This is a genomic window from Shewanella yunxiaonensis (assembly GCF_018223345.1).
GTDB lineage: Bacteria > Pseudomonadota > Gammaproteobacteria > Enterobacterales > Shewanellaceae > Shewanella > Shewanella yunxiaonensis.
This window is the reverse complement of record NZ_CP073587.1, coordinates 2,699,958-2,726,282: the sequence shown is the minus strand read 5'-3', so window position 1 is coordinate 2,726,282 and position 26,325 is coordinate 2,699,958. Positions and strand designations below refer to the sequence as shown.

At 48.2% G+C, this 26,325-nt stretch carries 26 protein-coding genes and 7 tRNA genes; 22 read left to right on the top strand and 11 right to left on the bottom strand.

All coding sequences use genetic code 11. From position 1 onward, the window contains the following. Positions 1-4: 4 nt before the first annotated feature. The 4 genes from ybeY to KDN34_RS12510 all read right to left on the bottom strand — a co-directional run bounded on the left by ybeY (position 5) and on the right by KDN34_RS12510 (position 3,505). Positions 5-466, bottom strand: a complete 462-nt coding sequence (gene ybeY, locus KDN34_RS12525) for an rRNA maturation RNase YbeY (protein ID WP_212594087.1) — start codon at positions 464-466, stop codon at positions 5-7. Further along, positions 456-1,520, bottom strand: a complete 1,065-nt coding sequence (locus KDN34_RS12520) for a PhoH family protein (protein ID WP_212594086.1) — start codon at positions 1,518-1,520, stop codon at positions 456-458. The genes ybeY and KDN34_RS12520 overlap by 11 nt, the downstream gene beginning before the upstream one ends. Before the next feature lie 124 nt (positions 1,521-1,644). Then, positions 1,645-3,069, bottom strand: coding sequence for a tRNA (N6-isopentenyl adenosine(37)-C2)-methylthiotransferase MiaB (gene miaB, locus KDN34_RS12515; protein ID WP_212594085.1), 1,425 nt, complete (start codon positions 3,067-3,069; stop codon positions 1,645-1,647). 97 nt (positions 3,070-3,166) lie between these two features. Then, entirely contained in the window at positions 3,167-3,505 is a 339-nt protein-coding gene (locus KDN34_RS12510) for a hypothetical protein (protein ID WP_212594084.1), read from the bottom strand. 183 nt (positions 3,506-3,688) lie between these two features. Between KDN34_RS12510 and KDN34_RS12505 the strand changes: the two genes are divergently transcribed. From KDN34_RS12505 to KDN34_RS12460, 10 genes are all read left to right on the top strand, one after another. Continuing rightward, complete coding sequence (locus tag KDN34_RS12505; RefSeq protein ID WP_228730335.1) at positions 3,689-4,879, top strand: FAD-dependent oxidoreductase; 1,191 nt, start codon at positions 3,689-3,691, stop codon at positions 4,877-4,879. Positions 4,880-4,986: 107 nt separating this feature from the next. Beyond that, the gene (gene pth / locus KDN34_RS12500) at positions 4,987-5,574 is read left to right on the top strand and encodes an aminoacyl-tRNA hydrolase (protein ID WP_212594083.1); all 588 of its coding nucleotides are present in this window, start codon (positions 4,987-4,989) and stop codon (positions 5,572-5,574) included. Positions 5,575-5,659: 85 nt separating this feature from the next. After that, complete coding sequence (ychF, locus tag KDN34_RS12495; protein WP_212594082.1) at positions 5,660-6,751, top strand: redox-regulated ATPase YchF; 1,092 nt, start codon at positions 5,660-5,662, stop codon at positions 6,749-6,751. A 174-nt stretch (positions 6,752-6,925) separates the two neighbouring features. Then, a tRNA-Met gene (locus tag KDN34_RS12490) sits at positions 6,926-7,002 on the top strand. 27 nt (positions 7,003-7,029) lie between these two features. After that, positions 7,030-7,114, top strand: a tRNA-Leu gene (locus KDN34_RS12485). 49 nt (positions 7,115-7,163) lie between these two features. Further along, positions 7,164-7,238, top strand: a tRNA-Gln gene (locus KDN34_RS12480). 18 nt (positions 7,239-7,256) lie between these two features. Continuing rightward, positions 7,257-7,331, top strand: a tRNA-Gln gene (locus KDN34_RS12475). Positions 7,332-7,335: 4 nt separating this feature from the next. Beyond that, positions 7,336-7,412 (top strand) — tRNA-Met (locus KDN34_RS12470). A gap of 58 nt (positions 7,413-7,470) precedes the next feature. Further along, positions 7,471-7,545 (top strand) — tRNA-Gln (locus KDN34_RS12465). Positions 7,546-7,558: 13 nt separating this feature from the next. Continuing rightward, positions 7,559-7,633, top strand: a tRNA-Gln gene (locus KDN34_RS12460). A 130-nt stretch (positions 7,634-7,763) separates the two neighbouring features. On the opposite strand, the gene KDN34_RS12455 is transcribed toward KDN34_RS12460, so the two are convergent. The 3 genes from KDN34_RS12455 to lolB form a co-directional block, all read right to left on the bottom strand. After that, complete coding sequence (locus KDN34_RS12455) at positions 7,764-8,711, bottom strand: ribose-phosphate pyrophosphokinase (RefSeq protein WP_212594081.1); 948 nt, start codon at positions 8,709-8,711, stop codon at positions 7,764-7,766. Between the two features lie 76 nt (positions 8,712-8,787). Next, positions 8,788-9,642: a 4-(cytidine 5'-diphospho)-2-C-methyl-D-erythritol kinase gene (ispE, locus tag KDN34_RS12450; RefSeq protein ID WP_212594080.1), complete on the bottom strand. Its 855-nt coding sequence runs from the start codon at positions 9,640-9,642 to the stop codon at positions 8,788-8,790. Next, positions 9,639-10,214, bottom strand: coding sequence for a lipoprotein insertase outer membrane protein LolB (lolB, locus tag KDN34_RS12445; protein ID WP_228730334.1), 576 nt, complete (start codon positions 10,212-10,214; stop codon positions 9,639-9,641). Before lolB ends, ispE begins: the two co-directional genes overlap by 4 nt. A 342-nt stretch (positions 10,215-10,556) precedes the next feature. Here lolB and hemA point away from each other — a divergent pair, with 342 nt between their 5' ends. The 8 genes from hemA (at position 10,557) to KDN34_RS12405 (ending at position 18,278) form a co-directional block, all read left to right on the top strand. Next, positions 10,557-11,807, top strand: coding sequence for a glutamyl-tRNA reductase (hemA, locus tag KDN34_RS12440; protein ID WP_212594079.1), 1,251 nt, complete (start codon positions 10,557-10,559; stop codon positions 11,805-11,807). A gap of 13 nt (positions 11,808-11,820) precedes the next feature. Further along, positions 11,821-12,906: a peptide chain release factor 1 gene (gene prfA / locus KDN34_RS12435; RefSeq protein WP_212594078.1), complete on the top strand. Its 1,086-nt coding sequence runs from the start codon at positions 11,821-11,823 to the stop codon at positions 12,904-12,906. A gap of 11 nt (positions 12,907-12,917) precedes the next feature. Further along, positions 12,918-13,763, top strand: coding sequence for a peptide chain release factor N(5)-glutamine methyltransferase (gene prmC, locus KDN34_RS12430; RefSeq protein ID WP_267459528.1), 846 nt, complete (start codon positions 12,918-12,920; stop codon positions 13,761-13,763). Between the two features lie 134 nt (positions 13,764-13,897). Further along, positions 13,898-14,293, top strand: coding sequence for a SirB2 family protein (locus KDN34_RS12425; RefSeq protein WP_212594077.1), 396 nt, complete (start codon positions 13,898-13,900; stop codon positions 14,291-14,293). Next, complete coding sequence (locus KDN34_RS12420; protein WP_212594076.1) at positions 14,293-15,084, top strand: transglutaminase family protein; 792 nt, start codon at positions 14,293-14,295, stop codon at positions 15,082-15,084. The genes KDN34_RS12425 and KDN34_RS12420 overlap by 1 nt, the downstream gene beginning before the upstream one ends. Before the next feature lie 78 nt (positions 15,085-15,162). Next, positions 15,163-16,407 (top strand): DUF819 family protein, encoded by a 1,245-nt coding sequence (locus KDN34_RS12415; RefSeq protein ID WP_212594075.1) that lies wholly within the window; start codon positions 15,163-15,165, stop codon positions 16,405-16,407. A gap of 58 nt (positions 16,408-16,465) precedes the next feature. Continuing rightward, a complete protein-coding gene (gene kdsA, locus KDN34_RS12410; protein ID WP_212596646.1) occupies positions 16,466-17,314 on the top strand; it encodes a 3-deoxy-8-phosphooctulonate synthase in 849 nt (282 codons plus the stop codon). 91 nt (positions 17,315-17,405) lie between these two features. Further along, entirely contained in the window at positions 17,406-18,278 is an 873-nt protein-coding gene (locus tag KDN34_RS12405) for a DMT family transporter (protein WP_212594074.1), read from the top strand. A gap of 1 nt (position 18,279) precedes the next feature. Here the strand turns inward: KDN34_RS12405 and KDN34_RS12400 are convergent, their stop codons facing one another. Both KDN34_RS12400 and KDN34_RS12395 read right to left on the bottom strand, forming a co-directional pair. Beyond that, the gene (locus tag KDN34_RS12400) at positions 18,280-19,074 is read right to left on the bottom strand and encodes a molybdate ABC transporter substrate-binding protein (RefSeq protein ID WP_212594073.1); all 795 of its coding nucleotides are present in this window, start codon (positions 19,072-19,074) and stop codon (positions 18,280-18,282) included. 77 nt (positions 19,075-19,151) lie between these two features. After that, positions 19,152-20,921, bottom strand: coding sequence for a flavocytochrome c (locus KDN34_RS12395; protein WP_212594072.1), 1,770 nt, complete (start codon positions 20,919-20,921; stop codon positions 19,152-19,154). A 278-nt stretch (positions 20,922-21,199) separates the two neighbouring features. Between KDN34_RS12395 and KDN34_RS12390 the strand changes: the two genes are divergently transcribed. From KDN34_RS12390 to KDN34_RS12380, 3 genes are all read left to right on the top strand, one after another. Next, positions 21,200-22,204, top strand: coding sequence for a porin (locus KDN34_RS12390; protein ID WP_212594071.1), 1,005 nt, complete (start codon positions 21,200-21,202; stop codon positions 22,202-22,204). A 109-nt stretch (positions 22,205-22,313) separates the two neighbouring features. After that, a complete protein-coding gene (locus KDN34_RS12385; RefSeq protein WP_212594070.1) occupies positions 22,314-23,219 on the top strand; it encodes a LysR family transcriptional regulator in 906 nt (301 codons plus the stop codon). Then, positions 23,213-24,430, top strand: a complete 1,218-nt coding sequence (locus tag KDN34_RS12380) for a DUF819 family protein (RefSeq protein ID WP_212594069.1) — start codon at positions 23,213-23,215, stop codon at positions 24,428-24,430. The genes KDN34_RS12385 and KDN34_RS12380 overlap by 7 nt, the downstream gene beginning before the upstream one ends. On the opposite strand, the gene KDN34_RS12375 is transcribed toward KDN34_RS12380, so the two are convergent. Continuing rightward, entirely contained in the window at positions 24,413-25,333 is a 921-nt protein-coding gene (locus KDN34_RS12375; protein WP_212594068.1) for a ketopantoate reductase family protein, read from the bottom strand. The genes KDN34_RS12380 and KDN34_RS12375 overlap by 18 nt on opposite strands. After that, the gene (locus tag KDN34_RS12370) at positions 25,330-25,695 is read right to left on the bottom strand and encodes a VanZ family protein (protein ID WP_212594067.1); all 366 of its coding nucleotides are present in this window, start codon (positions 25,693-25,695) and stop codon (positions 25,330-25,332) included. Before KDN34_RS12370 ends, KDN34_RS12375 begins: the two co-directional genes overlap by 4 nt. Positions 25,696-25,838: 143 nt before the next feature. Here KDN34_RS12370 and KDN34_RS12365 point away from each other — a divergent pair, with 143 nt between their 5' ends. Further along, positions 25,839-26,324 carry a YajQ family cyclic di-GMP-binding protein gene (locus tag KDN34_RS12365; protein WP_212594066.1) on the top strand — a complete coding sequence of 162 codons (486 nt, stop codon included), beginning with the start codon at positions 25,839-25,841 and terminating at the stop codon, positions 26,322-26,324. Position 26,325: the final 1 nt, after the last annotated feature.

Below are 26,325 nucleotides of genomic sequence, written 5' to 3'. Positions count from 1 at the left end.
ACGTTTATTGCTCCTTGTAAGGGTCAGAAAAACCTAAGCTTTCAATGAGTTCTGTCTCAATGGCTTCCATTTCTTCAGCTTCGGCGTCGTCAATATGATCATAACCTAGCAGATGCAGGCATCCATGCACAACCATATGAGCCCAGTGAGCTTCCAATGGTTTATGTTGTTCCTGCGCTTCATTTTCAACGACCGGGGCACAAATAACAAGATCCCCGATCAGTGGCAATTCAATGCCGGGTGGTGCTTCAAAGGGAAAAGACAACACGTTGGTTGGTTTGTCCTTGCCACGATAATCCAGATTCAGTTGGTGGCTTTCGGCTTCATCCACCAGGCGAATGGTCATTTCGGCCTCATCCAGGCGGCCATCAAGGGCAGTCGTTGCCCAGCGTAAAAAATCGGCTTCAGCCGGTAATTGGTTGGATTCAGAGGCAACCTGTAAATCCAGTGTCAGCTCAAGACTCATGTTCGGAAGGTTCCGTAATATCAGAAGGTTCAGCCAGTTTGTACTGGCTATCACGACGAGCACTGGCCGCTTGTTGGCGTTGTTCGTAAGACTCATAGGCCTCAACGATCCTTGCCACCACAGGGTGACGCACTACGTCTTTTGATAGGAAAAAGTTAAAACTAATCTCATCGACATCGCCAAGCACTTCGATGGCATGGCGTAAGCCTGATTTCACATGCCGCGGCAAGTCAATCTGGGTGATATCGCCGGTGATGACCGCTTTAGAATTAAAGCCAATACGGGTCAGGAACATCTTCATCTGTTCAACCGTCGTGTTCTGGCTTTCATCGAGAATAATAAAGGCATCGTTTAACGTACGGCCACGCATATAGGCCAGTGGTGCAATTTCGATGACGCTGCGTTCAATTAGGCGTTCTACCTTTTCAAAGCCCAACATCTCAAATAATGCGTCATATAACGGCCGCAGATATGGGTCGACTTTCTGGCTCAAATCGCCGGGCAAAAAGCCCAATTTTTCGCCCGCTTCCACTGCTGGGCGTGTCAACAGAATCCGCCTAACTTCCTGGCGCTCCAGCGCATCTACCGCTGCCGCAACGGCCAGATAAGTTTTACCGGTTCCCGCCGGGCCAATACCAAAAGTGATATCGTGACGCACGATGTTAACCACGTACTGGGTTTGGTTGGGATTGCGTGGTTTTATCACGCCCTTGCGGGTCTTGATAAAGTGCTCCTGTGGCTGATCGCTACCATCATCTGCTTCAATGGCGATCGCTTCCTGAATGGCAATATGCACTTTCTCAGGTTCGAGATCCGGCGTACTGCCTTTGACCGGGGCGGTTTCCACATACAAGTTACGCAATAAATTACTGGCAGTCAGACAGCCGTGAGGCTGACCCACAATCTTGAAATGGTTGTTGCGGTAACTGATCTCGACACCGATACGACGTTCGAGCTGTTTGATGTTGTCATCAAATGGGCCACACAGCGACGCCAGTCGACGACTGTCTGCGGGTTCCAGATACAGGTCCATGGCGGTTAATTTATGGGACAAATATAACTCCGATAATATGTTTCGCTATATGTTTCAGTTTACGAGCCTCACTGGTGAAATGCCATGAGAAAAATGTCATGTGCCAGCAAGCTAAAAGGCGACCGTGGCCGCCTTTTTGTTAATGTTATGGTTGGTAGCGTTTTACCCCAAGTTCGTCTTCACTCTGGTGTTTGGCCAGAATATCTACTGGGCGCAGATTACGGCGTAAATCCATCTGATCTTCACCACGAATTAACTTACCGCGCAGCGAATTAGGGTACACGTCAGTGATCTCCACATCGACAAAGGTGCCAATATGTTGTGGCTGCCCCTCAAAATTTACTACGCGGTTGTTTTCTGTACGGCCACGCAGTTCCATCGGATTCTTAACTGATGGACCTTCGACTAATATACGCTGCACTGTGCCTAACATCTGACGGCTGTAACGCATGGCCTGATGGGTGATAGTGTCCTGCAGTCTCGCCAGGCGTTGTTTCTTCTCTTCCAGATCGACGTCGTCTGGCAAGTCTGCGGCTGGTGTACCGGGACGGGCACTGTAAATAAAGCTGAAACTATGGTCGAAATTCACTTCTTCAATCAGCTTCATGGTGTCTTCAAAATCTTCCGCGGTTTCACCCGGGAAGCCCACAATGAAGTCGGAGCTGATTTGGATCTCTGGCCGAGCTTTACGCAGACGGCGGATAATGGATTTGTATTCAATCGCCATATGCCCGCGCTTCATTAACGTCAGAATGCGGTCTGAGCCTGACTGAACTGGCAGATGCAGAAAGCTCACCAGTTCCGGCGTGTCTTCATAGACATCAATGATGTCCTGCGTAAATTCAATCGGGTGACTAGTCGTGAAGCGGATGCGATCAATGCCATCAATGGCGGCAACATAGCGCAGCAGTTCGGCAAAAGAGCAGATGTCACCATCAAATTTAGCACCGCGATAGGCGTTAACGTTTTGTCCCAATAAATTGACTTCGCGTACTCCTTGCTGTGCCAACTGGGCAACTTCCAGGATAACATCGTCCATTGGTCGACTGACTTCTTCGCCACGGGTATAAGGCACTACACAGAAAGAGCAGTACTTGCTGCAACCTTCCATAATGGAGACAAATGCGGTGGGACCTTCGGCACGCGGTTCCGGCAGACGGTCAAATTTTTCGATTTCCGGGAAGCTGACATCAATCACGGCATGGCTACCACCGCGAACTTCATTGATCATTTCCGGCAGGCGATGCAGGGTTTGTGGGCCAAACACAATATCAACGCATGGCGCTCGGTCTTTGATGGCTTTGCCTTCTTGCGACGCGACACAGCCACCTACACCGATGATTAAGCTCGGATTTTTATCCTTAAGGCCTTTCCAGCGCCCCAGCTGATGGAATACCTTCTCCTGCGCCTTTTCACGAATCGAACAAGTATTTAGCAGCAACACATCGGCGTCTTCTGCTTCTTCTGTCAGGGTATAGCCCTGAAATTCGTTTAACAGGTCGGCCATCTTAGCTGAGTCATACTCATTCATCTGACAGCCCCAGGTTTTGATATGGAGTTTCTTACTCATCAGTTTTGCGCCGCTCACACGTACCTCTAAGGAAAATAGCGCGCTATTTTACCTGCAGTTGTTGCCGCTTGCCAACGTTTGCCGGCGCAAAACCGAATTACTTCGAACCCCACACGTGGGTATTGTTATAAGCTGTTGTTTCCACAGGCTGTTGATTATCAGCAACTAATGGCTGATGGGTATCAAAGAACTCTGAGGCCATCTGCCTTGAGCTGCTTTTGGCGGTGTCATGAATATCTGCCAGCAATTCGAAATGGAATTCACCCATGGTTTCCGCGAATTGTTGATATAAGGCATAATTCACTGAACCGACATAAGTTACAGTGATAACTTCCATTTTTTCAGGTAGATTTTCTGCCTGGCTATGCAGGGGCAGCAGTGTCCCGGCGGCTATCAGCGTTATAGCGGCAAAGCGACTTAAGGATGTGATTGCCATATCGTTCTCCTGGGTTTGTACATGGGATGAACCTGTACGACACTGCTCAGGTGCTATAAGTAAGACACTCATTAAGTGAGCGAGGGTTGAAATCAAATTGCGAATTATTTCGTTTTCCAAAAGCTATTGATATTGGATTTGACGACAACAGCAACAAAGAATTAGTACAGCAGGAATGCAACAGTGACAAAACAACATCAGCAACAAGATATTGTCATTATTGGTGGCGGTATGGTGGGGGCCGCAGCCGCAGTGGGTTTGGCTCAGCTTGGATTAAACGTCGCACTGGTAGAAGCCACCGAGCCAGAGGCCTATTCGCCAGCGCAACCGTTGGACGTCAGAGTGTCGGCCATTTCGCTGGCTTCGGAAAATTTATTAGCGCGGCTGGGGGCGCTTGAAGCATTGCTGCAGATGCGGCAAGTAGCTTATCGCGGCCTGGAAACCTGGGAGATGGAAGGGTGTATTACCCGCTTTCATGCCGAGCAGCTCAAGCTGTCACACCTGGGGCATATTGTTGAAAATCGGTTGGTGCAGTTGGCTCTGTGGCAGCAATTCACTCAGTACGACAATCTCACGCTTTGCTGCCCCGCGCGAGTGGCGCGCATGGTGCGGTCCTGTAGCGGTATTGAAGTGAGTCTGGATGATGGTCGGGTGCTTGATAGTCATCTGCTGGTCGGGGCGGATGGGGCCAATTCATTAGTCCGCCAATGGGCGGGTATTGGTGTCGCTGGCTGGGACTATAGCCAAGCCTGTATGTTGATCAATATTGCGACAGCCGAAGAAGAACAAGACATTACCTGGCAGCAATTTACGCCGCAAGGGCCGCGGTCATTACTGCCGCTGCCGGGAAAACACGCTTCATTAGTCTGGTATGACGATGCACAGACGATAAAGGGGCTGTCTCAGTTATCTGCCAAACAATTGAAGCAGGCGATCGACAGTCACTTCCCCACCCGGCTTAATCGTGATTTTGAAGTGCTCGACCGTGGCAGCTTTCCGCTGACCCGAAGGCATGCCAAGCAGTATTATCGGGATAATTTGGTACTGCTGGGTGATGCGGCACATACGATTAATCCGTTAGCCGGGCAGGGGGTTAATCTCGGATTTAAAGACGTTGATGTATTGATCGAAGAGATTGCTGCCGCTCTCAGCGCTAAAGCGGGGGCGTGGTGGCAGAGTTCAGTGCTGGCCGGTTATCAGCGTCGTCGCTGGTATGACAATCAGCTGATGATGACCGGGATGGATCTGTTTTATGCCGGGTTCAGTAACGACATTCTGCCATTAAAGCTGGTACGTAATCTCGGTCTGAAGTTGGCGGATATTAATACCCCGGTGAAGCATCAAGTATTGAAATACGCACTCGGTTTGTCCTGAAACGGTTCAGACGATTTGTTGCGGGCGCAATAGCAGTGTTAAAATGCCGCGTTTTCTATCGCGGCATTATTGTTTTCGCGATGGATAAGTCATAAAAACAGGAAAAAATGACCACGATTAAACTGATTGTCGGGCTTGGTAATCCAGGGGCCGAATATGCCCAGACTCGACATAATGCCGGTGCTTGGTTTGTGGAACAACTGGCGCGAAATTATGGTGCCAGTCTAACGCCGGACAGTAAATATTTTGGACTGACAGCACGGATCACCGTAAAAGGCCGAGATGTTCGTTTGTTAGTGCCGACTACCTATATGAACTTGAGTGGTAAAGCGGTTGGCGCACTGGCAGGCTTTTTTCGTATCGCCCCAGATGAAATAATGGTGGCACACGATGAACTGGACATGCCACCAGGTGTGGCGAAGTTCAAACTTGGTGGTGGTCATGGCGGGCATAACGGATTGAAAGATATCATTGCCTGTCTTGGTAACGACAAAAATTTCTATCGTCTGCGCATTGGTATCGGTCATCCGGGAGATAAAAATAAGGTAAGTGGTTACGTACTTGGCAAACCACCGCTGGTGGAGCAACAACGTATTGATGCTGCCATTGACGAAGCGCTGCGAGCTACCGATATTCTATATACAGACGATATGACTAAAGCCATGAACTGCTTGCACGCGTTCAAGGCTGAATAACGAATCAATGACATCAGGTTGCTGGCATACCAGCAGCTGTCCGGCGGTTATCCCCCGGGAATTACAGTGAGATAAGGTAACTATCATGGGTTTTAAATGCGGCATCGTTGGTTTGCCCAATGTCGGTAAATCGACTCTGTTCAATGCGTTAACCAAGGCCGGTATTGAAGCGGCTAACTTTCCTTTCTGTACCATCGAGCCGAATACCGGCGTGGTACCTGTACCAGACCCACGTCTACAGGTTCTTGCTGACATTGTGCATCCAGAACGTGTGTTGCCTACCACCATGGAGTTTGTGGATATTGCCGGTTTGGTTGCCGGGGCATCAAAAGGTGAAGGTCTGGGCAATAAATTCCTGGCCAACATTCGTGAAACTGATGCTATCGGTCACGTGGTGCGTTGCTTTGAGAATGACAACATTGTGCATGTTGCCAACAAGGTCAATCCGGCATCCGATATTGAAGTTATCAATACCGAGCTGGCACTGGCGGATCTGGACAGCTGTGAGCGCGCCATTCTGCGCCAGCAAAAGCGTGCCAAGGGCGGTGATAAAGAGGCTAAGTTTGAAGTAGAAGTCCTGGAAAAGCTCAAGCCGGTACTGGACGAAGGCCATATGCTGCGCACCCTCGACCTCTCGAAAGAAGAGATTGAGGCCGTGGCTTATCTGAATTTTCTGACGTTAAAACCGACCATGTATATCGCAAACGTCGCCGAAGATGGCTTTGAAAATAATCCGCATCTGGACGTTGTGCGTGCCATTGCGGAGAAAGAACGTGCAGTGGTCGTGCCGGTATGTGCCGCGATTGAGTCTGAGTTGGCTGAAATGGACGACGAAGACCGTCAGGAATTTATGGCCGATATGGGACTGGATGAACCGGGTCTGGATCGTGTGATCCGTGCCGGTTATGAATTGCTGGATCTGCAGACATATTTCACTGCGGGCGTAAAAGAAGTGCGCGCTTGGACCATTCCGGTGGGCGCCAGTGCACCTCAAGCTGCGGGTAAAATCCACACCGATTTCGAACGCGGCTTTATTCGTGCTCAGGTCGTTTCCTATGAAGATTTTGTGCAATTCAAGGGGGAGAACGGCGCCAAAGAAGCCGGTAAACTTCGTGTTGAAGGTAAGACTTACATCGTTCAAGATGGCGATGTGATGCATTTCCTGTTCAACGTTTGATGCGCATAAAAATGCAGCAGATTGCCGCTATTTGCGTATCTGCTGCACAGTTTGGCGAGATTCTAAGCGAACGGCGGTAGTGCCGGGCTTCAGTCCGAAAAAGCTGTTGACCTGTATAGTATGAATAAGCATAATACGCCCCGTCCTCTCGGCAGAGGGGCATAAAGTTATCGTGGCTATGTAGCTCAGCTGGTTAGAGCACAGCACTCATAATGCTGGGGTCGCAGGTTCAAGTCCCGCCATAGCCACCATCCTTCTCGGATGCTAAACGAGACAATGCGGGAGTGGTGAAATTGGTAGACACGCCAGATTTAGGTTCTGGTGCCGCAAGGTGTGAGAGTTCAAGTCTCTCCTCCCGTACCATTCTCTCCTTTCTCAATATGAGAAAAGAGAACTTGAGATAACTTGCAGTTGGGGTATCGCCAAGCGGTAAGGCACCGGGTTTTGATCCCGGCATTCCCAGGTTCGAATCCTGGTACCCCAGCCATACTTTTGCAATATAGATTGGGGTATCGCCAAGCGGTAAGGCACCGGATTCTGATTCCGGCATACCTAGGTTCGAATCCTAGTACCCCAGCCAATGTGGCTATGTAGCTCAGCTGGTTAGAGCACAGCACTCATAATGCTGGGGTCGCAGGTTCAAGTCCCGCCATAGCCACCATAATGTTGAACTGTTGCTACCCGCTTGTTAGGGTAGGCAGTGACATAGACCGATTTTTTGGGGTATCGCCAAGCGGTAAGGCACCGGGTTTTGATCCCGGCATACCCAGGTTCGAATCCTGGTACCCCAGCCATATATGACCTTTTTGGGGTATCGCCAAGTGGTAAGGCACCGGATTCTGATTCCGGCATCCCCAGGTTCGAATCCTGGTACCCCAGCCAATAAGAAAGCTCGTCTTAATCGACGGGCTTTTTTGCTTTTTGCTGCCCAATAATACGGATGCAGTGACACTGCTTACCGATAGCCAATAAAAAACGCACCCGGAGGTGCGTCTTTTGTTGTCTGCAGTGCTTACTGATGGAACATCGCAGAAATGGATTCTTCATTGCTGACGCGGCGGATCGCTTCAGCAAGAATACCAGACATTGTCAGCTGTTTGACTTTACCGCTGGCAGCGATTTCCGGACGCAGAGGAATAGTGTCAGTCACAATCACTTCATCAATCACGGAATTCTTGATGTTTTCCAGCGCAGCACCTGAGAACACTGGGTGCGTCGCATAGGCAAACACGCGATTAGCACCATGCTGTTTCAGTGCTTCAGCGGCTTTACACAGCGTACCACCAGTATCAATCATGTCGTCAACGATAATACAATCACGGTCCTGAACGTCACCAATGATGTGCATTACCTGCGCCACATTGGCCTGCGGACGGCGCTTGTCGATGATAGCCAGATCAGTATCATCCAACAATTTGGCAATGGCACGGGCACGCACTACACCGCCGATATCGGGTGAAACAACAACCGGTGTTTCCAGGTTCTTGTCGAGCATGTCTTCCAACAATACTGGGCTACCGAAAACGTTATCCACGGGAACGTCAAAGAAGCCCTGGATCTGTTCGGCGTGTAAATCGCATGTCAGCACACGGTCCACACCAACGCTAGACAGAAAATCAGCAACCACTTTGGCAGTGATAGGCACACGGGCGCTACGAACACGACGATCCTGACGGGCGTATCCGAAATAAGGAACCACGGCTGTGATACGACCGGCAGAAGCTCGGCGCAACGCATCTACCATCACGACCAGTTCCATCAGGTTGTCGTTGGTTGGTGCACAGGTGGATTGAATGATAAAGACATCAGCACCACGAACGTTTTCGTTGATCTGGACGCTGATTTCTCCATCGCTGAAACGGCCTACCGTGGCGTCTCCAAGTTTACAAAACAGACGGTCTGCTATCTTTTTAGCAAGACTGGGGGTAGCGTTCCCAGCAAAGAGCTTTATGTCGGGCACTTTAATGAACCTCGGGCGTTTGCATTATTGTGATCTGGAGGGACAGAGTGACAAGCTTTGCCCCTGAAGAAACTGTTCAGCACCGACTTAAGCGGTGCTGTAACGGCGATATATTCGTTCCTTTTGCCACAAATCCGCGGAATGTTTTAGGCATTTTCGCCAGACACTCCAGCGCTTGTTGCTGTGTTTCGAATTCCCCGAACACACAGGCGCCTGTTCCGGTCATTCTCGACGGGGCATATTCTAACAGCCACGCCAAGGCCTTGGCAACTTGCGGAAAGTTGTTACTGACGAGTGTTTGGCAGTCATTTTTCCAGTTTGCGGACAATAATTCATTCCAGGACAGTTTGGCGGTATCTCTTGGTAGATCCGGGTGTTGAAAGATTGCCGCAGTGGAAACATGGGCCTCCGGCGCTATCACCAGATACCAGTGTTCCGGAATATCAACGGCCACAAGTTTTTCACCCACGCCTTCAGCGAAAGCTGCATGTCCGTGAATAAAAATAGGCACATCCGCACCAAGGTTCAGACCTAATGCCGCGAGTTGTGGCTGGTCCAACCCTATTTGCCACAGCGCATTAAGTGCCACCAGGGTTGTGGCTGCGTCTGATGAGCCGCCACCCACACCGCCGCCCATCGGTAACTTTTTATCGAGCCAGATTTCGGCTCCCAGTTTGCTGGCTGACTGTTGTTGCAACAGTTTGGCGGCTTTGACAATCAGATTATCGTCATCAGCAATATTGGTGTTGAGATTGGAATGCAGGGTGATTTTGCCATCATTAGTGATTTTAAAATCGAGCAGATCGCCATAATCCAGAAACTGGAATAGGGTTTGTAATTCGTGATAGCCGTCTGCCCGGCGACCATTAATATGCAGGAATAAATTGAGTTTGGCTGGGGCCGGCCAGCCTAACGAAAGTGATTGCGTCATGAGCGTTTGTTGTCCATTGGCACCTGCACACTGGTGAGTGCCTGCCATTGATTCAATTGAATTTTCAGTTTCAGTCCGCCCCGTTCTAAGCGCAGTAGACGTGGCACCATGGTGCCACTTTGAGCTTGCCAGCCCTGATATTGAATGCGCCATGGCGGGAATACACTGCTGTCGGTTAGTTGTAGTGGTCGATGATTAATATCGCGGCTGACCTGATAATCATCGGCCACGATCCCAAGGATCCACTCGGGCAATTTAGTTAAGGGAAATTGCCAATTGCTGAGGCGATTCAATAGTGCTTGTGGATCGTCGCCTTCATAGGTTTGGCCGTCTACTTCCAGCTTGGCATATCCCGCGCGGCTGCTAAGACTCATGACGCTGGTGCCTAACATGGTGGTGAGCTTGAGTTGATCACTCTCAGGGGTATGTAACCAGTAGAGATTGGTACTGAATTTCTCTTCGGGTGATATTACCGCGAGTTTGCCCTGTAATTCCCAGGCATTGGCGTCCTGAGGATTGGCAACTGTGGTTGCCACCCAGTTTTTATCAGTCAGACTGCTACAGCCACTCACAAAAATGGCCCATATAAGCCACAACCACAGTGATGTGGTCGAACGATGGATTATGCGATTTGTGATGTTGGTCAAAATATTCGTCAATCATCAGCCATAAATGTTGGCCTATGATACGAGGGCTTTACCGTCAGACACAACTGGTGTGTGATTGCGGTTTTATCAGCAATCGCTGTTATAGCGCGGGTTGCCGCTGTTGAGCCTTTAATTGTCTGAAAAAATTAACCCTTTAGTCACTAATAAACCTTTATTCGGTTTTGTTAAGCGTATTCTGTTTTTAGTTGGGGCAATTCAGTAGAATGGCCGCATCTTAAGAAACGCCATGAGTCCAGAACGAGTCAGATGAGCCTTGTAGCAATTGGTATTAACCACAAAACTGCCACTGTTGACCTGCGTGAAAAAGTAGCCTTTGCCCCGGATAAGATCCATGAAGCCATGAGGAGCCTTGCTCAGCAAACCGCTTCTGGTGAGGCAGTGATCGTGTCAACGTGTAACCGCACTGAGTTGTATTGCAATACTCAGGATGTGTCTCGGGTAGTTTCCTGGCTGGAGCAGTACCATTCTTTAAATCATGAAGAAGTCGCTCCATGCCTATATGAATTTGAGGGCCAAAAGGCGGTACAGCATTTAATGCGCGTCGCATCTGGTCTGGATTCCCTAGTTCTTGGTGAACCGCAGATCCTGGGGCAAGTTAAGCAGGCGTTCGTTAAAGCGAAAGAATCCGGGACTGTGGCCATGACCATGGACCGTCTGTTCCAGAACACCTTCTCTGTCGCCAAGAAAGTCCGTACGGAAACCGAAATCGGTACCGCTGCAGTATCTGTAGCATTTGCTGCGGTGAGCATGGCCAAACATATTTTCTCGTCCTTGGCGACCACTAAAGCCTTGTTGATTGGGGCCGGTGAAACCATTGAACTGGTTGCGCGTCACCTCAAGGAAAATGGCGTTGCCAGTATGGTAGTGGCAAACCGTACCTTGTCGCGCGCTGAAGCCATGTGTGAAGAGTTTGGTGCACAAGCCATCACCTTGGAACAGATACCAGATTTTCTCCCTAAAGCCGATATCGTGATATCCTCTACTGCCAGTCCGTTACCTATACTGGGTAAAGGCATGGTGGAAAAAGCGCTGAAGCAGCGCCGCCATCAACCTATGTTATTGGTTGATATTGCGGTTCCCCGTGATATTGAAGCAGAAGTTGCCGATCTGGATGCAGCTTATCTGTACACGGTTGATGATCTGCAAAGCATAGTGGAACAGAATATGGCCTCTCGACGTGAGGCCGCCGAGCAAGCGGAACTTATCGCCGAGGAGCAGTCACTGCAGTTTATGGAGTGGGTGCGCTCGCTGGGGTCCGTTGACAGCATTCGTGAATACCGTACCCACTGCATGGATATCAAAGACGAGTTGTTGGAAAGAGCGATGAATAAGTTGGGGCAGGGTGCCGACGCCGAAGAGGTGATTCGGGAACTGGCTAACCGCCTGACTAACCGTTTGATCCATGCACCGACACAGGCACTGACAGTGGCCAGTCGTCACGGAGATCTCAATGCACTTGGTCAGTTAAGAACCGCGCTCGGCTTAGACAAAGACTAAGGTTAATAGCTGAATGAAGGAATCCGTTATCCGCAAGCTGGAAGGTTTGCAGGAGCGTTATGAAGAAGTGCAAGCGCTGCTGAGTGAAGCAGACGTTATTAGCGATCAGGACCGGTTTCGTACCCTTTCCAAAGAATATTCGCAGTTGGAAGATGTGGTAAAAGGGTTCCGCAATTTTCAGCAGGCACAGGCTGATCTGCAAACCGCTGAAGAGATGTTGCTGGAAGATGACCCTGAGATGCGGGAAATGGCGCAGGAAGAGCTGAAAGCGGCCAAACTCAGATTGGAGCAGCTGGAAGGCGAATTGCAAATACTGCTGCTGCCTAAAGATCCCAATGACGATACCAACGCTTTCCTCGAAGTGCGTGCGGGCACCGGCGGTGATGAAGCCGCATTGTTTGCTGGCGACTTATTCCGCATGTATAGCCGGTACGCTGAAGCTCAGCGCTGGCAAGTTGAAGTGGTCAGCGCTAACGAAGGCGAACACGGTGGTTTTAAAGAAGTGATCGCCCGCGTTATTGGGGATGGCGTCTATGGTCGACTGAAGTTTGAGTCTGGTGGCCACCGGGTACAGCGTGTCCCTGAGACCGAATCGCAGGGGCGGGTGCATACGTCGGCTTGTACCGTCGCCGTCATGCACGAAGTGCCTGAGGCTCAGGCGGTAGAGATCAATCCTGCCGATATACGTATCGATACTTTCCGTTCATCTGGTGCGGGTGGTCAGCACGTAAACAAAACCGATTCCGCGATTCGTATCACCCATTTACCAACAGGCTTGGTCGTAGAGTGTCAGGACGAACGTTCGCAGCATAAGAATAAAGCGCGTGCGATGAGCGTTTTGGCGGCGCGACTGCAAGCGCGGGAAGATGAAAAGCGTGCGAGTGAAGAGGCATCTACTCGTCGTTCATTAGTCGGCAGCGGTGATCGTTCAGAACGTATTCGGACTTATAATTTCCCTCAGGGACGCGTCAGTGAACATCGAATTAACTTGACGTTGTACCGTCTTAATGAAGTGATGGAGGGCGATCTGGATCCGTTAATTGATCCATTGATCCAGGAGTATCAGGCAGATCAGTTGGCCGCGCTCTCCGAAGAATAAGGATTGAAGCTGTGACCCGAACCACGATTGCGGAAGCCCTGCAATGGGCTTCCTCTATGCTGTCAGCCACATCAGACTCTGCCCATGTGGACGCTGAGGCATTATTGCTACGCTGTCTAGGTAAAAATCGCAGTTTTATCTACGCCTGGCCTGAGCGCCAGCTTACCGAAGAGCAGTATAAACAGCTGCAGCAGATGGTGGCTCGTCGAGCACAAGGCGTACCTGTGGCGCACATTGTTGGCGAGCGGGAATTCTGGTCATTACCTTTCATTGTTAACGAGTCGACACTGATCCCGCGTCCGGATACTGAAATTCTGGTGGAAACGGCGCTGAACCTGCCGATGACAGACGATGCCGCTGTGCTGGATTTGGGGACGGGGACTGGTGCCATCGCATTAGCGTTGGCCCATGAACGCGGACAGTGGCGGATCACCGCAGTAGATAACGTTGGTGCTGCGGTCGAACTGGCAAAAGCCAATCGCGAAAACCTCAATTTACCACAGGTCGAAATCCTCAAAAGTGATTGGTTTGCCGAACTCGCCGGTCGTAAATTTCAGCTGATTGTGTCAAACCCACCTTATATTGAAGAAAATGATGAGCATCTGGCGTTAGGCGATGTGCGCTTTGAACCGCGCAGTGCGTTGACCGCTGGGCAGCAGGGATTTGCCGCATTATTCCACATTGCAGAATATGCCCGAGACTATCTCGTGCCTGGTGGCTACCTGTTGTTGGAGCATGGTTTTACTCAGGGCAAACGCATGCGCGAGAAGCTTAACGAGCTAGGGTATCATCAAGTAGCCACGGTGCGGGATTTTGGTTCAAACGAGCGCTGCACTTTAGGTTTCTGGCCGGGTTAACGGCACTTCCTCTTGAAAAGTGGCGACATAGCCACCATCTGATCCCATGTGGACTCCGCAATCAGACAATCGGTTTGGAGGCGGGCGAACCATAGGGTAAACTGACGCCTTCTTTGGGCATCGGCAGTTTACAAATGGATAATTTTTACAGTTTTTACTCGGGAATTAAGTACTTTCACTTGCTGATGATTGGCCTGAGCGTGATGTTTTTAAGCGTCCGTTTTGTGCTGAACCTGGGGCAGTCTGCATGGATGGATAAACGGCTGTTAAAGGTGGCACCACATGTGATTGATACCTTGTTACTGCTTTCCGGTGTAGTGCTGTGTTTTATGATTAAGCAGTATCCGTTTGTTGATGCTTGGATGACTGAAAAATTGGGCGCAGTAGTGGCGTACATCATACTGGCTATGGCGGCGATGAAAAGCTCACGCGGTAAAATGTTCCGCATCTTTGCTTTTCTTGGCGCGTTGGGATGGCTGGTTTTCGCTGCTAAAGTGGCTTATATCAAACAGGCGGTATTTTTAGGTTAATGCAAAGATTTCCATCGGATGACAAAGCGCTTTCCTTACCGGAAACCGCATTTGAATTGTGTCAGTATCTGGGTTTCAGTGAAATCAAGCAGGTGCAATGGGCTTGGTATGAACTCTCGGGTGCCGTATTGAGTCGCTATCTTTTTGATGAAGAGCTGCGCTATGCGGCGCTTTTGAAGTGGTTTTATCAGGATTTAGGCTTTTGTGAAAAAGCAGAATATTTTTCACGGGAGGCCGCGGATCTTGGCCGTTGCCTGCAAAGTCGACAAGGCAACAGCACGACCCTTGCTACCGCATTGATGTTATTGGGGCAGGAGCTGGATCTGAAAACTGAGCTGATTTTGTTACCGGGTACCACAGTCATGTCCTGTCAGCTCGCAGGCGAAATCCACTATGTCGATCCCCTGACTGGCCAGTCATTGAATCGAGAGCAACTGCATGCGCTGGTGCGTGGTGAGCTAGGTAACTGGGCGCCGATGAAAGACAACTATCTGAAGCCTGCTTCTGCTAAACAGGTATTAACGCGGATGTTGCATGAGCTTAAAGCTGGCTGCATCATCGAACGCAAATTTGAATCCGCGATGGAATGCTGCAGTTTACTGCTTGATTGGTATCCAGATGACTTGAATCTGCATCGCGAGCGTGCATTTATTGCTCAGCAACTTGGGGCGATTCAGGTTGCTACTGCTGATCTTCAATACTTTATCGACAACAACCCGCATGATCCCATCGTGGAACTAGTGAAGATGCAATTGCAGGAACTGGGCGAAGAAACTCAGGTATTTCACTGATATCCAAAGGCAACAGAGCCGTTTACAATATGATATCGACACGGAATATGTTCATTACTTAGGGAGAGGCTCTGCCTTATGACGACCGCTCTGGTTACCAACGACGCAACGGCGCTGGGAATTTTGGCCGCCATACTGGGATTTGTGTTTTACACTAACAGCAGTAATCATCCATTCTGGCAAAAGTTTTACCGTTTTGTCCCTGCGTTACTGCTCTGCTATTTTTTGCCGTCTTTGCTGAATACTTTCGGCATTGTCGACGGTCATAGTTCCCAACTCTATTTTGTCGCTTCGCGCTATCTGCTCCCTGCATGTTTGGTGCTGCTGATCCTGAGTGTGGATCTGAAAGCTATTCTCAGCCTCGGTCCAAAAGCGTTGGTTATGTTCCTCACTGGTACACTTGGGATTGTGATTGGTGGCCCGGTAGCGCTGCTGCTGATGTCACTAGTGGATCCATCATTAACCGGCGGTCACGGCCCGGATGCGGTTTGGCGAGGTATGACGACCTTAGCTGGAAGCTGGATCGGTGGTGGTGCTAACCAGGCCGCTATGAAGGAAGTCTATGAGGTCGGCGGCAATATCTTTTCTGTGATGGTGACCGTGGACGTGATCGTCGCCAATATCTGGATGGCGGTGTTACTGTTTTTGGCATCCAACGCGAATACGATTGATGCCAAAACCGGTGCCGATACTCGAGCGATTGATGCCTTACGGCAGAAAGTGGAAAAGTATCATGCCGAAAATGCGCGAATCCCTAGTTTGCGCGATTTGATGCTGATTGTCGCCATCGGCTTTGGGGTAACCGGAATTGCCCATATGTGTGCTGACTGGCTGGCGCCTTTCTTCAGTGAACACTACCCTTGGACTGAAAAATACAGCCTGACCTCTTCGTTTTTCTGGCTGGTGGTCATTGTGACCACCATAGGCTTAGTCTTGTCATTTACACCAGTGCGGCATTTTGAAGCGGCAGGGGCTTCAAAAGTGGGTTCGGCATTTTTGTATGTGTTGGTGGCGACCATTGGCCTGCACATGGATGTGACTAAAATAATGGATACCCCGGAATATTTTTTATTAGGCATTATCTGGATGCTGGTCCATGCCGGGTTGATGCTGTTTGTGGCGAAACTTATTCGCGCTCCACTGTTTTATATGGCGGTAGGCAGTCAGGCCAATGTGGGGGGGGCGGCATCCGCACCAGTAGTAGCCGCTGCGTTCCATCCGGCACTGGCACCGGTAGGTGTGCTTTTGGCGGTATTCGGCTATGCGTTAGGTACTTACATGGCTTGGCTTTGTGGTCAGTTGCTGCAGTTCGTAGCAAACTGAGAACAGAATTTATGAACATTCAAGCGCTGCAACGGCAGCCATTGAGAGAGATGCGGTGATGACCATTAAAAACATCAAACTCGGCAATATTGAGATTGCTAACGACAAGCCTTTTGTATTGTTCGGCGGCATGAACGTGCTGGAATCAAGAGACCTGGCGTTGCAGATTGCAGAAACCTATGCAGAAATTACTCAGAAATTGGGGATTCCCTACGTATTTAAGGCGTCTTTTGACAAGGCAAACCGCTCCTCGATTAACTCCTATCGTGGTCCCGGTATGGAAGAGGGGTTGAAGATCTTTCAGGAGATTAAAGATACCTTTAACTTGCCGTTGATCACCGATGTGCATGAGCCTTATCAGTGTGCACCGGTGGCGGAAGTGGTCGACATTATTCAATTGCCAGCATTTCTGGCACGGCAGACTGACCTGGTGGTTGCCATGGCCAAGACCGGCGCCATTATCAATGTGAAAAAGCCACAATTCCTGGCCCCTCATGAAATGCGCCACATCATTAAGAAATTCAACGAAGCGGGTAATGACGAAATCATGTTGTGTGAGCGTGGTAGCTGCTTTGGTTACAACAATCTGGTGGTGGACATGTTGGGCATGGATGAGATGAAGCAGACTGGCTACCCCGTTATCTTCGATGCTACACATGCCTTACAGCGGCCTGGTGGCCGTGCTGATTCTGCCGGAGGCCGTCGTGCACAAGCGACAGAACTGGCGCGCAGTGGCATGGCCTTAGGGCTTGCTGGGTTGTTTATTGAAGCACATCCTGATCCAGACAATGCCAAATGTGATGGTCCGTGTGCATTGCCACTGCATTTGCTGGAGGCCTATCTTCGCCAGATGAAGGCGGTTGATGATTTAGTGAAATCTTTCCCGGTGTTAGATACCAGTAAATAACTACCAGCTGCATTAACCTGTGATATGCTCAAATGCCCGGCAGTTGCCGGGTATTTTTGTGCCTTTTTCAAATTCTTGTCCGGATCAAATCATGTGGATTCTGTTTACCCTGATGGCTGCTTTTATGCAGGCATGGCGCAATGCTTTTCAAAGCCGGCTGAGTCGTGATGTCAAAGTTGCCGGAGTGACATTGGCGCGGTTCCTATACGCCAGCCCACTGGCAGCACTTTATTTGGGGTTACTGTATCTGTGGCAACCGGCTCCGTGGCCGCAGTTATGGGGTTTGGGTGGTTTGTATATCTTAGGCGCAGCCTTGATGCAGATCCTCGCAACGGCACTAATGGTGAAGCTGTTTAAGCTGAAAAACTTTGCTGTCGGGGCGGGCTTGGCTAAAAGCGAAGCGCTGGTGGCGGCAATTTTAGGGACGCTGCTTTTTGGCACCCACTTAAGTTTGCTTGGTTGGATTGGCGTGCTCATTGGTGCTGCTGCGGTGTTCTTGATGAGCGCAGGCAACGGTTTGCGGAGTCTTTCGTGGTCTACTGTGTTGCTCGGGATTGCTTGTGGCAGCAGTTTTGCACTGACGTCGCTGTGGGTGCGTGAAGCCAGCCTGCATTTAAATTTGCCTTTTCCGCATAGAGCGGCTTGGGTGTTATTGCTGGTGATCCTGACCCAAACCTTGTTGTTGCTACTTTGGTTATGGCTGGCGGATCGCGCAACCTTGCGTGCACTATGGCAGCGGCCAAAGCTGACCATTGCCACTAGCGTCAGCAGTTTTATGGGATCGCTGGGCTGGTTCAGTGCGATGTCACTGACGGCGGTACCTTATGTAAAAACGCTTGGTCAGGTGGAAGTGTTTTTTATGATGTTTATCTCTTACTTCTGGCTTAAGGAAAAAGTCAAAGTGAAGGATATTGGCGGCCTGTTACTGATAGCTTTGGCCGCCATTTTGGTGCTGTGGAGCTAATCTATTTGATGGCGACCGGGTCAAGTCCAGCATGACGAATGCTGTTGATAACATAAGGTGTGTCAGAAGAAAGGTAGCTGATTAACGCCGCAGCTTCTCGCGGGTGCCCGCTGATTTTGGTTACACCAGAAGAAAATGTAGTGACCTTTTGGAATTTATCGGGGATCGGACCAACGAGTTCGACACCTTGGATTGGTAAGATCTCACTAATTTGCTGAAACCCTATTTCCAGTTGTCCATCGGCAACCAAACTGGCGACTCGTTTACTTAATACGCGGGTACTTTTAGGCTCGATCATTTGCCACAAGCCCATTTTAGGCCAGAGTTTGGTAGACAAGTATGTGCCACTCGCACTGGCGGAATAACCAATAGTCTTGGCATCATGCAGTACTTTAATAAAGTTTTCTGGAGTGCTGATATCGGGTATAGCGGTTCCTGCCTTAACACACATGCCAATACGTGAACGAACTAAATCTTTACGGCTATCAGGAGTAACAAAGCCCTTATTTGTAAGTTTATCCAGCGAGCTACGGGACAGGATTAACACATCAAATTGTTCGCCACGTTTGAGTCGTTCAGGAATTGAGTCCACGGCACCACCGGAAGATGAACCGTAAGATATCTCAATGTCCAGCCCTGTATCTTTTTCTAGTTGCGGCTCCATAGCCGTTAACGTTCCGGCAAATCCTCCGGAGGTGATCACTTTGAGCTTTACAGCAGCTTCAGCAGCATAACTACCAAGACTGAGTATCGCTGCCAACAACACCGGTCCTAAACGATAAAAAATACCTTTCATAGTGTCATCCTTTGTGATTTAAGATGCGGTCCGCCGAAGCGGACCGCGGAGCAGGCACCGTAGTGCCTATTGGGACGTTATTTCTTCAAAGCGTTTGCAGCAGCGTTTTCACCGGCAATTTTGCCAAATACCACAGTGTCGGCGATAGCGTTACCACCTAAGCGGTTGTAGCCATGTACACCACCGGTAACTTCACCAGCAGCATATAGCCCTTTGATTGGCCAGCTTTGCAGATCAAGTACTTCTGCTTTTGTATCAATGGCAACTCCCCCCATGGTGTGATGGATACCTGGGGCTACTTTTACTGCATAATAAGGAGGTTGAGTGACATTCAATGGCATATCTTGACGATGGAAGGCCTTATCATCGCCAGTTTTTTGATATTGGTTGTAGTCGCCAATAGTGCTAGCCAACAACTTGCTGTCCATACCGGTTAGCTTTGCCAAACCATCAATAGTATCAGCAGTTTTCAGCATGCCGAGATGGTCATAACCGCGTACCATTTTAGCTTTTTTATACAGTTGATTATCAAATACCAGCCAAGCAAATTTACCTGGTTGTTTAAGAATGGCATCGGAAGCACGGTCGCGAGTAGCTAATTCACTGATGAAGCGCTGTCCTTTAGCATTGACCATGATAGCACCTACTCCACGAACTGTTTCCGAGATCAGTATACGGCTATCTACCCCAATTGTTGGGTGCGCTTGGATCCAGTCAATATCGGTCATACTGGCACCGATTTCTTTGGCCATATTGATGCCATCACCGGTAGCGGTAATGTTGTTGGAACTGGTCATTCCCTTAAAGGTTGGTCGGTAGTAGGCGATCATCTCTTTGTTGTAGCCGTAGCCGCCAGTAGTTAATACCACTGATTTGGCACTTAGCATGTAATAACCGCTATGTTTTCCATGCACAACTACACCAACAATCTGGTGATCGTCGTTGACTACCAGTTTTTCTGCACGAGAGTTCAGACGAGTTTCTACGCCATATTTGTCTGCGGCTTTACGCAATGCTTGTATAATGGTTGGGCCTGCACTGCGGCCATCTGCTGGACGGTGTGTACGGTCAACACGGGCACCACCAGAGCGTTTAAGGTCATCCATGTTGACGCCCAAAGACTCCAGCCATTTCACCCCCGCTGCAGATTGTTCTGCAAGAATTTCTACCAATTTAGGATCATTGGCATAGCGGCCTCCTTTCATGGTGTCTTCAACAAACCATTCCACTTTATCTTCTACATGGTGGGCTTTCTGTTGCGGAGTCCCAACGGCATTCATACCACCAGCAGCCAACATCGAGTTGCCACCACTAAAAGGTGCTTTTTCCACGAGGATGACCTTGGCGCCCGCTTGTTTAGCGGCAATGGCAGCGTTATAGCCAGCACTCCCCGCACCGATAATGACTACGTCAGTACTTTCTACTGGTCCTTTGGCTATTGCTTGCTGAATTTTTTGTTGATCCCATTTTGCATCCCAGGCTTCTTTTTTCTTGGCATCGTTAAATGGAATCTTTAGGTCAAAAGAGTGGCATTCATTACAATAAACTTTGGACTGCTCATGGCCCTTATGGCAACTTGTACAATTGATATCACCAAGATGTGAATCGTGTGGATCAATCTTCAATTTGGGATTTTTCAGAGCTGCATAATCACCATGACAGCTCTTACATTGTGTATTGATATAGTTTTCACTGTCATCAGCAACTTTTCCAGGAGTTTGATGACAGGTTTTACACCCATCACCTTTGTCTTTGTGAAAGGATGCTAAATCATTTGCATTGGCTTCGGCATTATTGACACCGACCAAGCATGCTAGGATCAACCCACTTAATACTGCAAATTTCATGATGTTCCTTTTTATTGTGTAGATAATCACTGCTATATAGCGTGCAGGTTGTTTGTAGATAAAAATTTGAATTAGATCTTGTTCGTATTTTATTTATTTTTAATTTAAATCCATTTAAGAAATTTTTAACTCATATTTAAATTTTATTTAATAATGTTTTTGAAATTATTAATGCTTATATTTGTCTGCTTAATTGTGATCTGGTTGCAATTCCTTCTATGCATAATTTTTTTATTCTTTGCTACGATTTTTATAACTTATTATGGGAATGGTTCATAATGAAAAAAACAATGTTAGCTCTTAGCCTTATTGCCGCTGCTGTACCAGTTAGCAGTGCTTTTGCCAGTGATGCTCAATTTTATGGCCGTGCTTGGCTGGGTTTAACTAATTCAGATAATGGAGTGTTGGCCAATCGCAAAGAAAATGGTACACAGCTTGAAAATTTCGCATCATTTTTAGGACTTAAGGGAGATGAAAAATTAAGCGATAACTTAAAGGTTATTTATGTCGCAGAATTTGGTACTGAAGGTTATTACGACACTTCTGAATTATTTACACCAAGAAATACATATATCGGTGTGGCGGGGAATTTAGGTTCTATTGTATTTGGGCGCAATGATACAGTATTTAAAAAGACTGAAGGTAAAGTTGATTTATTTAATATTACTTCAGCAGATATGGCAAAATTGATTTCAGGTAATGATCGTCTAGGTGATTCTGTTACTTATTATTCGCCAAAATTATCTGGTATTCAATTTGGGTCAAGCTATCAGTTTGCCGATAACACAAGTAGTAGCTCAGGTAATTATGCGGTCAGTGCGACTATCGGTGATAGTCGTTTGAAAAAAGACAACTACTATGTGGCAGTTGCCTATGCCGATGGTTTAAATCAGTTAGATGCTTATCGTGTCGTTGGTGGGACCAAGCTGGCAGGTATCCATTGGGGAGCGCTGGTTCAGCATGCTAAATCAGATAAATATGAAAATCTTAGTGGTAACAGCTACCTGTTAAGTGCGGCCTTACCTTTCGATCAATATCAGCTGAAATTACAGTATCTCTATGACAAAGCGGGACTAGGTAAAATTACCGGTAACCTAGCAGATAAGAGTAGCGTTACAGATACCAACAGTTATTTGGTTTCATGCGGGCTGGATTATTCTGCCTCTAAAGCAACCACAATTGGGGTTATTGCCAGTTATCTCAATGGAAATGTTACTGACAAGAATGGTTATCAAGACTATGACGATACTCAGTTTACTGTCTATTTGAAACAGCTTTTTTAAGTTATAAAAGTGTTGTTTTTTAGGGGGTAGATGCATTCGTCGCATTGATCAAGGTTTGTCGGCAGATTTACAGGTAGGATCTGTCGACAAACAAATGTGGAAATGACTCATGAAAGTCACGTTAAAGCAGTTGCTAGTTTTTAAAACTATTTATCAAGAGGGGCAGATATCAAAAGCCGCCAAGCAACTGCATATGTCGGTTCCAGCAGTAAGCATGGCATTAAAAGAGTTGGAAAGCGTACTAGAGAGTCGCTTATTTCAGCGCACAGGAAGTGGTTTACAGCTTAATGGCCAAGGTGAACTGTTGTTGCCATATGCAAATGAAATGCTGACAACGGGAGAGAAAATGGAGCAAGTTTTCTCTGCTTCTGCATCTGGTGTCAGCGGAACATTGACCATTGGCGCCTGTAAGACGGCGGGTAACTACGCGCTTTCAAGGTTGTTGCCGGTATTTCATAAGCGGTTTCCATCTACACAACTGCGTTTAGTGATTAAAGATTCTAATAGTGTTGAACGAATGCTAGTAGAGCGCGAAGTTGATCTTGCGTTTGTTGATGCCAAGCCAAGTTTACCATCAATTGCGAGTGCGTTTTGGCTGAAAGATCGTATCTGTATTGTCTGCGGTGCAGCTAATCCATTGGCTCATAAGGTAATGACTACTGAGTTATTATCCCAGCAGGTTTGGTACCTTGATGAATCTGCCACTGTATCCCGTGTACGAGCAATTCAGCTGTTACACAGTTGCGGTATCGTGCCTTCGCAAAATATTACCATGACAACACTTGGCGCGATAAAAAGAGCGACTGCAACTGGTTATGGTGTCAGCGTATTGCCTTATATGGCTATTGACGCAGAACTTGCGCGAGGTGATTTAGTTGAGTTGTCACTCGACGGATGGGACTTTGAACGAAATTATTGGATGATTTGTCGGGCAGATGGACAGGTATCTCCGGTAAGCTGCAATTTTAAGGCGTTTGCTGTCGATAATTCAGATAATCTTCGCCAGTTATGTTAAAAATCACAACTGATTATCAGCTATTCGGCATTCTTAGCGTGATCCTTGGTGTTATCTTTTACACTTCAGGGATCAAGCGTCGATTTTTCATTACGTTATACAAAGTTATGCCAGTGATGGTGGCGTGCTATTTTCTGCCGTCACTCCTTAACACCTTCCATTTGATCCAGATAGAGAATTCTCAATTGATCTATCTGGTGCGCGATTATTTAATGCCCTCCTGCCTTTGTCTCTTACTCTTAGGATTGGATATTCGCGCCGTTATTAGTAGCGGTGGTAAGTTATTTCTTTTGTTTCTGATTGGCAGTCTCGGGGTGTTTATTGGTGGGCCACTGGCATTGCTATTTGTCACTCATTTTTCCCCGTCAATGTTACTGGATCATGGCAGCAATAGTCTTTGGCGAGGCATGGCAACGTTGGCTGGAAACTGGGTGGGCGGTACCGCTAATCAAATGGCTATCAAACAGTTATTTAACGTAGGCGACAATATTTTTGGCGTTTTTGTTACCGTAAACGTCTTGTTGTCCGGGATTTGGATGTCGTTGCTATTGTTTCTGGCACCTCACGAACCTCAAATTAATCGTTGGTTGGGCAGTCGTTCCCCAGCAATATTAACAAATACTGTCGCTCCGGCAGAACGTTTGCCCGACTTACGTCACCTGATGCTATTGATATGTCTGCCTTTGGTTCTAAGTGGTTTGGCTCACGCATGCTCTGGCTGGCTGGCAACATGGTGTTCCACTCTTTGGCCTGGGGCTTCTCAATATCAGCTACATTTGCCGTTTTTATGGAGAATTGTGTTAATCACCACTGGCAGCGTGATGTTGTCACTTAGCCCTGCGAGAAAACTTGCGATGTATGGCGCTGATAAAATAGGTACCGTATGTTTGTATTTTATGTTGGCAATTATGGGGTTAAAGATGAATATTGCCATGTTGCTATCATTGCCGTGGTATTTTGTGATAGGCGCTGTTTGGTTATTTATTCACATAATACTGATGTTGTTCGCAACTTGGCGTTTGCGCCTACCTTTCAGTTACATGGCTATCGCTAGCCAGTGTAATCTCGGTGGTGCAGCATCTGCACCTGTGGTGGCAAGTGCCTACAATAAAGCTTTGGTACCCTTGGCGGTTTTGATTGCAGTGTTTGGTTATGCTTGGGCTAATTTTGTTGCTTGGGCATGTGGACAATGGTTACAACGCATCAGCTAAGTGAGATAGCTGTTTAATCTTTTGGGTCAGCAACTGGTTCATTGGCGCCTCAATTCCATGCTGTTGGGCCAATTGCACGAGGTAGCCATTAATGGCATCAATCTCTGTCGGGCGACCATGTTGCAGATCTTGCTGCATGGAGGAATAGTTCTTGGCGGTGAGTTCGATAACCTTGTTCACTCGCAGCAGCAACTTGTCACAATGAAGTGATATCCCTTCCAAGTGAGCAATACTAACCAGCTCATTAATAACCATTTTGATGGTTTGTTGGTAGCGCTCCGCTGCTAGTGTGCCGTTTGGCACGTTATCAATCGCCGTTAGTGGGTTAATGGCAGCATTAACGGCCAGTTTTTCCCACAGCGCCTGCAAAATATCATCACACCACTCACTGTCAGGAATGGCTTTCAACAATAAGAGTTTTAATGGGGCTGACATCATGGGCCCGGCAATTGGGCCGAATTGTGTTAATCCTTTACCGGTATGACGTATTTGTTGCGGGGTTTGCCTGAGTGCGCCTTGGCTGGTGGTACCGAGCGAAAGACCTCTACCATTGAGCAGCGGAATGATTTTACTGTGGGAGCCCAGCCCGTTGTGCAACAGCAGCACATGACAACTTAATGGCAGCTTAGGAAGTAATTCCGGCAATACCGTTGGAACTTGATAAGCTTTGAGCGTCACTATCAGTAGCTCAATTTCGCTGAATGCCTGGTTATCAGCGGTGGTGGACAGCCACTGAAAGGTATGCGCGCGGCGTTGCTGATCTGACTCAATATGATACGTGTCCTGTCCACGGCACGGTGTATGCTCCGGCCGCACTAGCAATAACGGAAACTCTCCGCAATCTGCCAATTGATGCGCGAGTAACTGACCGATTGCGCCAGCGCCTAAAATCGCTATTCTCATGCCTTGTTGCTCGATTGTCGCCTCTTACGCAAACCGCGCCAGCTTCCAAGTAGCAGATAGAATAGAGCGACCCCTGCCATATCGGCCATAAAATCTTTTACGTCGCAACTGCGGTAAGGCAGAAAGTATTGCACTGCTTCAATAATGAATCCGTAACACGCGAGTTCCAGTACAATCCAGTACCAGCGCGGACGGTAGGCCAGATAAGCTAGCCACGCCAGCAGGAAGAAGCTACCAACATGACCAACTTTGTCGATATTCGGGATATTCTGCGGATAACTGGGCTTGGAAAAAACCAGATAACTGATCAACAGTACTGCGGCCAGTAATGCTACCCGGAAAACTAGCTGTTTCTTAATCACATTCACTTCGGCGTCAGGGAAAATCTGCTCTCCATAATATGCAAAAGTACCTTAGGCTGTCATCCGTAAACACACTTCAGTTCAGCTGATCTTCAACATGCAGTAAACTCACATACAGAATTAAGCCATGGTAAAGAAAAATTATGCCTTCATTTGATATTGTTTCTGAAGTAAATGCCGTTGAACTGCGTAATGCAACCGATAATAGCCGCCGTGAGCTGGATTCACGCTTTGATTTCCGTGGCGTGGAATACGATGTGGATCTGAAGGATTTTGTCATAACGCTCTCATCAGAATCTGATTTTCAGTGTAAGCAAATGGTCGATATCCTGCGGACTCAGCTAAGTAAACGCAATGTGGATCCGAAGGCGATGGAGGTCGATGAAAAAATTATCCACACCGGAAAAACCTTTGCGTTGAAAGTACGCTTTAAGCAGGGCGTTGAGACTGAAACGGCCAAAAAGCTGGTGAAGCTCATCAAGGACAGCAAGCTAAAGGTCCAAGCCCAAATTCAGGGCGATTCCGTGCGGGTAACGGGCAAGAAGCGTGATGATTTACAAGCGGTAATGGCGCTAGCCCGAAATGCGGAGCTAGGACAGCCGTTCCAGTTCAACAACTTTCGTGATTAAT